This window comes from Peribacillus phoenicis, assembly GCF_047238085.1.
Taxonomy (GTDB): domain Bacteria; phylum Bacillota; class Bacilli; order Bacillales; family DSM-1321; genus Peribacillus.
This window is the reverse complement of record NZ_JBDFMF010000001.1, coordinates 5349150-5360708: the sequence shown is the minus strand read 5'-3', so window position 1 is coordinate 5360708 and position 11559 is coordinate 5349150. Positions and strand designations below refer to the sequence as shown.

Annotated in this window: 8 protein-coding genes; all 8 read right to left on the bottom strand. The window is 42.8% G+C overall.

Annotation, left to right across the window (positions count from 1 at the left end; all coding sequences use genetic code 11):
- Nucleotides 1-12: 12 nt before the first annotated feature.
- Nucleotides 13-1431 (bottom strand): dihydropyrimidinase, encoded by a 1419-nt coding sequence (gene hydA / locus ABC374_RS26665; RefSeq protein ID WP_413020165.1) that lies wholly within the window; start codon nucleotides 1429-1431, stop codon nucleotides 13-15.
- A gap of 14 nt (nucleotides 1432-1445) precedes the next feature.
- Nucleotides 1446-2732 (bottom strand): NAD-dependent dihydropyrimidine dehydrogenase subunit PreA, encoded by a 1287-nt coding sequence (gene preA / locus ABC374_RS26660; RefSeq protein WP_350300901.1) that lies wholly within the window; start codon nucleotides 2730-2732, stop codon nucleotides 1446-1448.
- Between the two features lie 26 nt (nucleotides 2733-2758).
- Entirely contained in the window at nucleotides 2759-4117 is a 1359-nt protein-coding gene (locus ABC374_RS26655; RefSeq protein WP_413020443.1) for an NAD(P)-dependent oxidoreductase, read from the bottom strand.
- Between the two features lie 699 nt (nucleotides 4118-4816).
- Entirely contained in the window at nucleotides 4817-6082 is a 1266-nt protein-coding gene (gene hflX / locus ABC374_RS26650) for a GTPase HflX (protein WP_413020164.1), read from the bottom strand.
- Between the two features lie 275 nt (nucleotides 6083-6357).
- Nucleotides 6358-8481 (bottom strand): heavy metal translocating P-type ATPase, encoded by a 2124-nt coding sequence (locus tag ABC374_RS26645; protein WP_413020162.1) that lies wholly within the window; start codon nucleotides 8479-8481, stop codon nucleotides 6358-6360.
- Nucleotides 8474-8845: an ArsR/SmtB family transcription factor gene (locus ABC374_RS26640; RefSeq protein ID WP_101225672.1), complete on the bottom strand. Its 372-nt coding sequence runs from the start codon at nucleotides 8843-8845 to the stop codon at nucleotides 8474-8476. The genes ABC374_RS26645 and ABC374_RS26640 overlap by 8 nt, the downstream gene beginning before the upstream one ends.
- A 487-nt stretch (nucleotides 8846-9332) precedes the next feature.
- Nucleotides 9333-9533, bottom strand: a complete 201-nt coding sequence (locus tag ABC374_RS26635; protein WP_034304915.1) for a cold-shock protein — start codon at nucleotides 9531-9533, stop codon at nucleotides 9333-9335.
- A gap of 321 nt (nucleotides 9534-9854) precedes the next feature.
- Nucleotides 9855-11549, bottom strand: coding sequence for a methyl-accepting chemotaxis protein (locus ABC374_RS26630; protein WP_413020161.1), 1695 nt, complete (start codon nucleotides 11547-11549; stop codon nucleotides 9855-9857).
- Nucleotides 11550-11559: the final 10 nt, after the last annotated feature.

Sequence of the window (11559 nt, the reverse complement as noted above, 5' to 3'; positions counted from 1 at the left end):
TCCTTACCAAAGTTAGACTGTAAGCTTTTTCCCGGTATCCGGCTTCAGCGACGCATTATATTTTGCCCGTTTCAGGAATTGCCCTTTTCCAACTTCGCCCACAAATTGTTTGTCTTTAATGACGAATTGACCTCTCGATAAAACGGACACCGGTTCACCTGTAATTTCCATACCTTCAAACGCATTATAATCCACCGCCATGTGATGGGTTTCTGCAGAAATGGCCCTTTCAACTTTCGGGTCAAAAATGACAATATCAGCATCCGAACCTACCGCTATCGTCCCTTTCTTCGGAAATAATCCAAATAGCTTGGCGGCACGCGTAGATGTCATGTCGACGAATTGATTCAAGGTAATGCGCTCTTTCATGACCCCTTCAGAAAAGAGGATACTCATGCGATCCTCAATCGTTGGCCCGCCGTTCGGTATTTTCGTGAAATCTTCACGTCCAAGTTCCTTCTGTCCCTTAAAATCAAAAGAGCATTGATCGGAGCCGATCGTTTGCAGCTGGCCCATTTTCAAAGCATTCCATAGCACTTCCTGGTTTTTCTTCTCCCTTAACGGCGGGGACCATACATACTTAGATCCCTCGAAATGGGGCTTTTCAAGATAAGATTGGTCAAGAACCAGATATTGCGGACAAGTCTCCCCCCAAATATCCACCCCTTTATTTCTTGCCTCAGTGATCTTTTCAACCGCATCTTCACAGGTGACATGAACGACATAGAGCTGGCCATTTGCCATTTCCGTCAGTTTGGCAGCCCGTCCAGTTGCTTCCCCTTCAAGCTCCGGAGGCCTTGTTAATGCATGATAAATTGGATCCGTGTTACCTTCAGCCAGCGCCTGCTTCGTAAGATAATCGATGACATCGCCATTTTCAGCATGAACCATGACAAGTGCGCCAAGTTCCTTTGCTTGCAACAGAGTGCGGTATAGCGTGGCATCATCAGCCTGAAAAACATTCTTGTAAGCCATGAACACTTTAAAGGAAGAAATCCCTTCATTATCGATGATACTCGGCAGCTCAGCCAATACATCATCATTAATCTCACTGATCATTAAATGGAAACCGTAATCTATGGCCGCTTTTCCATTGGCCTTTTCATGCCATGTTTCTATCGCTTTCTTTAACGGCACCCCTTTTTCGGTCAAACAAAAGTCGATGATCGTTGTCGTGCCTCCATATGCAGCGGCAATCGTTCCCGTTTCATAATCATCCTTTGTCGTTGTCCCGCCAAACGGCATATCGAGATGTGTATGCGGATCAATGCCCCCCGGAAAAATATAAGCTCCTTTTGCATCAATGATTTCAGCCCCCTCAGCCGGGAGGTCCTTGCCAATCATTGCAATCTTCTCATTTTCAATCAATATATCGGCTTGATACGTATCTGCAGCCGTTGCAATCGTTCCATTTTTAATGATTTTCTTCATATTAGACCCCTCCATCATTTTACGAAATCAACACTTTCACTGCTTATGCCCCCAAGGAACGATTGTCGTTCATTCCACGTCATTGGCGGTAATTCATTTGTCAATTCGATCATATCGATCGCCCCATCGGCCGGACAGACGATCGAGCATAGATTACAGCCTACGCAATCTTCTTCGCGCACTCTCAAAAAGGAGCCGCCTGACGTGTCCTTTAACATATCTATACATTGATGAGAAGTATCTTCACACGCAATATGGCATTTATTGCAGTTAATGCACACATCATTATTAATGCGCGCAACGACCTTATAATTAAGATCTAAATTCCCCCAGTCGGAATAGCGCGGTACGGACTTACCGACAATATCCATCACGGAGGATATCCCTTTTTCATCAAGGTAATTGGAAAGTCCATCAATCAAGTCTTCTACTATTCTAAAACCGTGATGCATGGCAGCCGTACAAATTTGCACTCCAGTGGAACCCATCAATAAAAATTCCACCGTATCCTGCCAATTTGAAATGCCTCCTATTCCGGAAATGGGAACATTGATCCTATTATTCCTTGCACACTCTGCCACCATGTTCAAAGCGATCGGTTTCACAGCGGGACCGCAATACCCTCCGTGAGCCCCCTTGCCGCCAACATGGGGAATCGTATTCCATGAATGGATATCCACTCCTGCCAAGCTGTTGATCGTATTGATCATGCTTATTGCATCCGCACCGCCGCGCACCGCCGCTTCAGCCGTAACCGTAATGTCGGTTATATTCGGTGTAAGCTTGACGATGACAGGTTTGGAAGCAGCTTCTTTCGCCCAGTATGTTTGCTTTTCCACAAGTTCGGGAACCTGTCCCGAAGCAGCTCCCATCCCGCGCTCTGCCATACCGTGCGGGCAGCCAAAGTTCAATTCGTAACCATCTACCCCTACATCTTCTATGCGCTTGATGATCTCATGCCACTTTTCCTGTTGCGGCTCCACCATCACCGATGCAATGATTGCATGATCAGGGAACCTTTTCTTCGTTTCATATATTTCTTTAAGATTCACTTCAAGCGGTCGATCCGTAATCAATTCTATATTGTTGAACCCGGCAACTCTCTGTCCATTAAAGCTGACCGCTGCAAAACGTGATGAGACATTCAGGATGGGATCACCCAATGTCTTCCAAACAGCTCCTCCCCAGCCAGCTTCAAATGCGCGCTGGACTTGATAACCCGAATTAGTAGGTGGTGCTGAAGCAAGCCAAAAGGGATTGGGAGATTTAATACCTGCAAGATCAATTGATAAATCAGCCATGATAAGCCTCCTATTTTTTATAGTTATTAAGCAATATCCACCGCTTCGCAATTCAAAATCGAGTCAATTTCATAGGCTGTCTTTTTCCCTTGCTGGGCAGCTGAAACAACCATTGCCTCACCTTGGCCTTTTCCGAAGATCACGTCACCGCACGCAAAGATCTTTTCATGCGATGTCTTATAGGAATCACCATCCAATGTAACGACACCATCATCATGTTTAATGCCGAACTGTTCAATCAATTCTACATACCTGGATTGGCCTATAGCACGAATGACCCCATCGACCGGTATGACGAACTCCGATCCGGGAATTTGGACTGGACGGCGCCGCCCATCTTCCCCTGCCTCGCTAAGCACCATCTTCACGCACTCGATGCCCGTAACCTGACCGCTTTCATCCGCGAGGATCCTGGAGGGGGCAGTCAGCCAGTGAAACCCGACACCTTCTTGTTTGGCAAACTCATATTCAAAATCATAGGCTGTCATTTCCTTTTGGGTACGACGATAAATAATGCTCACCTGTTCGGCGCCCAGGCGTACAGAACAGGTCGCGGCATCGATCGCCGTGTTTCCAGCTCCAATTACCGCCATCTTCTTCCCAATGAATTTATCAGTGATTGCCCCTGTTTTCGTTGCTTTAACGAAATCGATTGCATCATAAACTTCAGCCAAATCCTCCCCTTCAATTCCAAGCTTAGGGACATCGGACATGCCGATAGCTAAAATGACCGCATCATAGTCGGCAGTCAGCTGATTTGCGGAAACATCCACTCCGACCCGTGTATTCGTTTTAATATCAACATCCAAACTCTTTACTTGTTCAACTTCCCAATAAGAAATGCTCTGAGGCAAACGGAACGATACAATCCCGTAAGTATTTAATCCTCCTGGATTCTTTTCAGCTTCGAAAATGGTTACACTGTAGCCAAGCAAGGCTAACTCCCTTGCTGCAGACAAACCCGCCGGACCGCTTCCTACAATGGCAACTTTTTTGCCATTCTTTTTCCCGGCCTTGAATAGGGCTTGTTTATTTTGGATGGCCCAATCTGTGGAATAACGCTGGAGATTGCCAATCATGATTGGCTTTGTAGAATGGTTCAGGACACATGCTCCCTCACATAACTCTTCAGTCGGACATACCCGCGCACAGCTGGCACCGACAGGATTGGCCGTCATGATCGTCTTGGCCGACCCTTTAAAATTACCTGAAGCTATCTTCTTAATAAAACCTGGAATATCTATTCCGGTCGGACAGGCTTGGATACATGGGGCATCATAGCAGTATAAACATCGATTCGATTCTTCCAAAGCTTCCCTTGGGGATAAACCCCTCTCCGCTTCCTGAAAGTTAATCTCTAGACCACCTTTTAACGGGCTCGTCATACTCATCTACTATTTCTCCTTCCAAACATTTATTTTGAAAAATAAAAAGGGAGGAATTGCATGCATTTCTCTCTACTGTCCTCATATTTAAACGATTGAAATCATTGCCAACATGGTTTCTGTCAATTTATTCAACTAACAAGTCATGGCGATTTCCCAGCCAAAATTCTCTCGTTTTGTTTATTATTTTCTATCATTCTCTCACTGGTCACGCCTCTATCCCTGCTTCCTTCTAACACAAAAAGCCCCCCCTACTAATCTTAAAAACTCAAAACCTCAGAGAATTGAGTATTCTTTATTTTATAATGTTGAAAAGCAAGTTACATTATACAAAGTGTAAAGTATTCCCAGATGCTAGATATGCAATATGTAATATTCATGTTATATTTCCTAACAATAAATGATAAACATCGTCATTTTTCTACATTCAAACTTACTTTTCATCATACTTACTGATATTATTTGGATGATTTGTTCCAAAACCTACTTATCAACACTTTGTCCACATAAAAAAAGCCCAGAAACTCAATTCAGGGTTTCCTGGGTCTTTTCACTTTTATCCACAACTTATTCACATATTATATGGCAATATTCTCTTTGTTTTTGCGGAACAGAAGCATTTTAACAAAAGTTATCCACATTAAGAAATCAACTTTTCCACTTATCAACAAACCGTTAACAATTTATCAACAGGCAGGCTCATTCCGGATGAATAACGTATCGTTTATATTTCTCATAATCCGTTTTCTTGCACTCAAGCTTTATTCGATATCCATTTGCCTCATATTCAGTTTCCGTTATGTGACCACTTTCATTGAAATAGGAAACAAGCTGCCCTTGATCATATGGAATCAGCATTTCACAGTGAGTATAGTCGACAAAAATATGCTGGCGAATTTGATCGATCAATTCCTCGATGCCGACTTTGTTTTTTGCTGACATATATACAGAGTCACGATTCACCTTAGGGATTTCCAAATCGGTAAGGTCCGCTTTATTATAGGCAAAAATCGTCGGAATCCCTTTAATGCCTATCTCATTTAAAGTCTTATCCGTTATCTCCATTTGCTGCTCATGATTTGGATTGGAAAAATCGACAACATGGATCAACAGATCCGCTTCTACCACTTCTTCTAATGTTGATCGGAATGCTTTCACGAGATGATGGGGCAATTTAGACACAAATCCCACCGTATCAGTCAATAAAAATTCCTTATTATCCGGCAGCGGAATGTTTCGGACGGATGTTTCAAGCGTAGCGAACAGCATATCCCTCTCAAACACCTGCTTCTCTGCTGTTGGATGGAACATCTCGATCAAAGCATTCATGATCGAAGATTTACCTGCATTTGTATAACCGACTAAGGATACGACAGGGATGGCATTCTTTTTCCGCTGTTTCCTCTGCGTTTGCCGGTGTGCAACAAGGTCTTCCAGTTCCTTATTCAAAACACTTATATTTTCCTCGATTCTCCTGCGGTCAAGCTCTAACTGCTTTTCACCTGCACCTTTGTTTGTACCGACCCCGCCACTCTGACGCCCTAATGACTCCCTCAAACCTACAAGACGCGGGAGCATATACTGCAGCTTCGCCACTTCCACCTGAAGCTGTGCTTCCTTCGTTTTCGCCCGATGCGCGAAGATGTCCAGAATCAAGATTGTCCGGTCAATCACCTTGCAATCCATGTCCCTCTCCAGATTACGAAGTTGCGAAGGGGAGAGCTGATCATTAAAAATGACGACATTAGCTTCTTTATACTCAACGAGATTTTTTACTTCCTCGATCTTCCCGATACCGATAAAATGTGATGAGTTCACCCGATGCAAATTTTGTGTGATGGTCCCGGCAACTTCTACCTCACATGCTTCCGTTAAATTGGCCAATTCCTCCATCGAATACTCAAAATCCTTTGAACCGTTGAGATTAACTCCAACCAAGATTGCCCTTTGCTGTAATTCCATCATTTCAAATCCCTTCCGTACTTACCTTACTCCCTATATTATACTTAAACAAACCTTTCATGCTGCCTAAAAGCCAGCCACATTGTAGCATACCCGACATCGCTTGCATAACGATTGCTGCCCTTAGCAAAGTGTTTTCATTGGACCTCCTTTTACTTTCAACAAAAAAATAAGAGGACCGACTACTTTTTTTCAAAGTTTCACATGAAACAATTGGAAAGTTCATAAATAAAAGCTCCCTGGTGCACCTTAAGATGCGCCAGGGAGCCCATATTATTCTATTCTTTTATTCTCAACAACCTAAGGCTGTTCAATGTAACTAATAACGTCGCACCCATGTCGGCAAAAATCGCCATCCAAAGTGTTAACCACCCCGGGGCTATCAATAATAAGGCCAGGATTTTAATCACCAATGAAAACGTGATGTTCTGCTTTATGATTTTTAATGTTTTGCGGCTTAAGCGGATTGTATAAGGAAGCTTCGATAAGTCATCACCCATTAAGGCGATATCGGCAGTTTCAAGGGCCGTATCCGTGCCCGCCCCGCCCATTGCGATTCCTACCGTGGAAGCTGCCAAGGCCGGAGCATCATTGACACCATCGCCTACCATGGCCACTCGATCATATTTTTGTTTCCATCGTTTGATCATGGTCAATTTATCCTGCGGCAATAGCTCCGCCTCAATCTCATGAACGCCAGCTGCCGCTCCAATTGCTTTTGCCGTTCCAATATTATCGCCAGTCAGCATGATCGTTTTTTCAATGCCCAATTCATGCAGTTTCCGAATCGCTTCCTTACTGCTTTCCCTTATTTCATCTGACACTGCGATCAGTGCCAGGGGCTTCACTTGATCACCAAGCACCATCACCGTTTTCCCTGTATTTTGAAAGCCGCTGATTAATTTAAGCACATCATCAGAGAAAACTATACCTGGCTCTTCTACAAAAAGATGGGGTTTACCAATGTAATAGATTTCTTGATTGATTTTCCCTTTTATGCCTTTACCGGTGATCGCAGTAAAATCCTCTACCAATAAAGAATGATAGTCCACATGGTGGTTTTCCGCCTTTTGAAGAATGGCCGTCGCAAGGGGGTGCTGTGATCTGCTTTCTAAAGCAGCAGCGATAGCCAGCACGTCCTGTTCATTCAACACATCAGATAACACCTTGAAATCAGTCACTTCAGGTACGCCCTTTGTTAAAGTACCCGTTTTGTCAAACGCGATCGCCTTTAAGGCTCCCGCTTCCTCCAAATGGACCCCGCCTTTAATCAGCACACCATGTTTCGCAGCATTTCCGATAGCTGTCACGATGGCGATGGGCGTAGAAATGACCAAAGCACAAGGACAGCCGACAACCAGTACAGCCAATCCCCGGTAAATCCAATCACTCCAATCCCCGTTCATCACAATCGGGGGTAATACGGCAATGGCCAAGGCAATGAGCATGATGGCCGGCGTATAGAATTTTGCGAATTTATCCACGAAGGCTTGGGAAGGGGCCTTTTCGGCCTGTGCTTCTTCAACAAGGTGGATGATTTTTGCAATCGTCGTATCCTCGACCCGCTTCGTGACCTCCACTTCGAGCAGCCCTTCACCATTTAAGGTTCCGGCAAACACTTCACCCTCAACCGTTTTAAAAACCGGCTCGGATTCCCCAGTAATGGCTGCTTGATTAAGTGTCGAGGCCCCTTTCATGATCCGGCCATCCATTGCTAGCTTTTGACCCGGTTTAACGATCATGATGTCGCCCACTTCAATCTCATCAACAGCAACCATCATTTCGTGATGCCCTCTCAGGATCAAGGCTTCTTTAGGTGCGATGTTCATTAATGATTCGATGGAATTACGGGCTTTATCCATCGAATATTTTTCCAATGCTTCACTTATCGCAAATAGAATGACGACGGTAGCGCCCTCGCCCCATTCACCAAGCACTGCCGCCCCGATGATGGCAACCGTCATAAGGGTGTGCATATCAAAGCGAAGCCTTACAAGGTTTTTCAAACCATTGACAAATAATGAATATCCTCCAACTATAATTGCAGCCGCATAACCGATTACCGGCATGATGCTTCCATCAGCATATCGATTATCCAATATCCAGCTGACCAGCAATAGGATAACCGAAGACACCACTTTAATATTTTCTTTTTGCTTCCAAAATGGTTCCTTTTGCGTTACCTGTTCCTGTTCACCGCGGATCTTCAGATTATCAAAGGCTCCCGCCTTTTCAATCTCTTCAATGGTCGCGCTGCCCTGTACCGCAATCTTCGACGCACCAAAGTTGATTTTGGCATCATTCACACCCTCTAGTTCACGGACATTGTTCTCAAATTTAGCCGCACAATTCGTGCAGGATAGACCCTGGATACGATATGTTTTCATCGGGGACTCAGCCATCGACCCTTACCTCCTGCTGATGTTCTAACGCAATGAGAATCAATTGCTTTATATGGTGATCATCCAAAGAATAAAAAGCCAACTTTCCTTCTTTTCGGTATTTTACGATTGCGTGTTTATAAAGGGTCCGAAGATGATGTGACGTTGTTGCCATCGAAGCACCAATGATATTGGCCAGATCGCACACACACAATTCCTCGTCCGTACAGAGCGCATAAGCTATCTTCGCCCTATTTTCATCGCCTATAACTTTAAACAGCTTCGACATGCTGGATATATCCACCTGGCCCATTTCTACTTGAATGCGATTAACCTTCACTTCATCATGCAGATGAACATCACATATATCTTTTAGTTCCGTCATCTTCTCACACCTCTCATTCAAATCTTCGTTTGATTATAATATAACACAATTCCCTGAATATTCAAATCTATATTTGAATGTATTGGAATCTTTCCTCCTTCCACCAAGTTAGTGAAAGTGCCCTATATGTCTTTATATGTGGGCCATCGTTTTTTTGTTTCACTTCGGAGTTGCTCCCCTGGAATTTTGCTAAGATGTCCTCTTGCCTATCTTCAGGCGAAAAAAAGAAGGGACATGAATTCCTTCATGTCCCTTCAATTCAATGATTTCAGTAATTACCTATCGATACCATGAAAAGTATAATATATTTAATTTAGTATTTTTTAGAAAAACTATGATATACTTAGTCAAACCTTTTTAAGCGTTTTACTTTACTTGTACCATTTACCCTGCTTATCGTTTAGCAGGGTTTTTTGTTATGTATTTTCACAAAGCAAAAAAAAAGACAGACCCTATAACAAGGATCCGTCTTTTTTTGTTATTGAAATTATGCTTTTTGAACGTTAGAAGCTTGAGGTCCGCGTTGACCTTGTTCTACTTCAAAAGTAACTTCTTGACCTTCGTCTAAAGATTTGAAACCTTCGCTTTGGATAGCTGAGAAATGTACGAATACGTCGTCTCCGTTTTCGCGTTCGATGAATCCAAAACCTTTTTCTGCGTTAAACCATTTTACTTTACCTTGTTCCATTGTTGTTGCCTCCTAGTGCATCTAAGCACAATGTATTACTATCCTTGCTCTAAGTCATCATCGAAAACGAAAAGTAGTACTTTTAGTATCCTTAGTACCGAACAAAAATAATTAAGACTAAGCATAACATTAAATGGTAGCGATTGCAAATGGTTTGGATAAACTTTTTTCCTGCAATTTTTAATACTCTCTCAATTCGATGAAAAAATAAGCTGTAATGAAAGTGACTCTATCTATTACACATGAACTCTTACATGCATTACTCCAAACAAAAACCTCTCGTTATAACGAAAGGTTTTTGTAGATGTTTACATCAAATATTTATTTTTCGGTAATGAACTTTTCGACCATTTCTTCTAAAATTGCCGATTCATTTGCTAAATCTTGATTTTGTTCCTTCAATCCAGTCATTATGGTACTTTGTTGAATGGCAGCGGCCGAGATTTGCTCCGTCGTTGCGACTCCTTCTTCTGAAATCGCCGCAATTTCCTGAATGGATGCCAGGCTTTCATCCGAAGACTCATTGATTTTTTTCGAATGGGCGGCTAATTGTTCTGTTCCTTTCAGCAATTTCTCTACGGATTCAAATATCTTATTGAAAATCTCGCCATTGTTTTCCACTAAGGAAACACCATTTAATATATCCTGAAAACTCTCATCATTATTTTGGATGACTTTGGCTGTTTGTTCATTAATCCGCATAATGGATTCTGAAATGATATCGATGGATTCATCTGTTTGCACAGCCAATTTTTGCACCTCTTGAGCGACTACGGCAAAACCTCTGCCCGCATCCCCCGCCCGTGCCGCTTCAATGGAAGCATTCAGGGATAGCAGGTTCGTTTGAGAAGCAATCACTCTAATTAGACCAATCACTTCATTTATCTTCACTACATCCTCTTCCAGGCTCACCAAATTGGCTTTGTTCGCTTGGCCATTTTCCATGATTTTATCCATCTGGCTCGTTACATCTTGCACTTGCTTACTTCCTTGTTCAGCAAGTGTATTCGTATGCATCGTAAATTCATTCATTTCATTCGTTTGCTCGTTCATCAAACGGATTGTATCAGATAAGTCACTGATCATATTGGAAATTCGGTCAATATGATGTGCACGTTCTTCCGAAGCTTTTGCTTCTTCCGTTGTCCCCGTCACTATCTGGCCATAGGATTCCACCATCTCTTCAAAAGATTGCTGAATGTACACTGTCGTTTGATTCATCGTTTGAGCATGTTCACGGACATTCTGGATAATATGCGCCAAACTTAATCTCATATCTTCAAATCCATTTGACAGATCGCCAATCTCATCCTGTCTACCAACTGGAATCGATTTACTTAAGTCCCCTTTTGCCATTTCATTCGTGTAACCAACAAGTTCATTGACGGGTCCCGAAATCTTTTTCCCGATGACAACGGCGCATAACACACCCAATATAATGGCACTTGCCAGAAATAAGATATTATAGAATATCATTGTGCTTTTCAATTCATCAATGAATTTTGCATCCATATCGATTCCGACAATCGCATCCGTTCCATCGATTGGCGTAAAGTATGACTTGTGTGTACCCCACTTATCTTTATATATTTCACTTAATACATCTTCTTTTCCATTTATCGATTTTGCCTGTTCCGGCGTGAAGGGGGATTCCACCATGTAGTCCTCGCTTCCGTTCAAGGCTACAATCATGTCGGCATCGTTCTCCCGCTTCAAAACATAAACATATTCGATTCCCTTTTTATCTTTAACAAAAGCATCCAACTCCCGCTTAATCTCTTCTCCCCGATCCGAAGCCTTGTTTATCAAAGTGGGATTGAGGCTTGCTGCCAAACTGTGGGCATTTTCAGAAAGACGATCATCGAATTGTGGAAGGACATTCTCATTGATCATTTTATTAGTAATATAGGAAAAGCAAAGGCCCATGGCCCCTGCGAAAAGTACGAAAGGAATAATATAAAACAAGAATAGTTTTGCCAATAGAGATTTTTTAGGATTCAGCTTTGAAAATCTCATTTCCATGCCC

Excerpts from the sequence above, each read along its gene's own strand:
- hydA (WP_413020165.1), bottom strand. The coding sequence starts at position 1,431 with ATGAAGAAAATCATTAAAAATGGAACGATTGCAACGGCTGCAGATACG.
- ABC374_RS26655 (WP_413020443.1), bottom strand. The coding sequence starts at position 4,117 with ATGACGAGCCCGTTAAAAGGTGGTCTAGAGATTAACTTTCAGGAAGCG.
- ABC374_RS26635 (WP_034304915.1), bottom strand. The coding sequence starts at position 9,533 with ATGGAACAAGGTAAAGTAAAATGGTTTAACGCAGAAAAAGGTTTTGGA.
- hflX (WP_413020164.1), bottom strand. The coding sequence starts at position 6,082 with ATGATGGAATTACAGCAAAGGGCAATCTTGGTTGGAGTTAATCTCAAC.
- ABC374_RS26630 (WP_413020161.1), bottom strand. The coding sequence starts at position 11,549 with ATGAGATTTTCAAAGCTGAATCCTAAAAAATCTCTATTGGCAAAACTA.
- ABC374_RS26640 (WP_101225672.1), bottom strand. The coding sequence starts at position 8,845 with ATGACGGAACTAAAAGATATATGTGATGTTCATCTGCATGATGAAGTG.
- preA (WP_350300901.1), bottom strand. The coding sequence starts at position 2,732 with ATGGCTGATTTATCAATTGATCTTGCAGGTATTAAATCTCCCAATCCC.
- ABC374_RS26645 (WP_413020162.1), bottom strand. The coding sequence starts at position 8,481 with ATGGCTGAGTCCCCGATGAAAACATATCGTATCCAGGGTCTATCCTGC.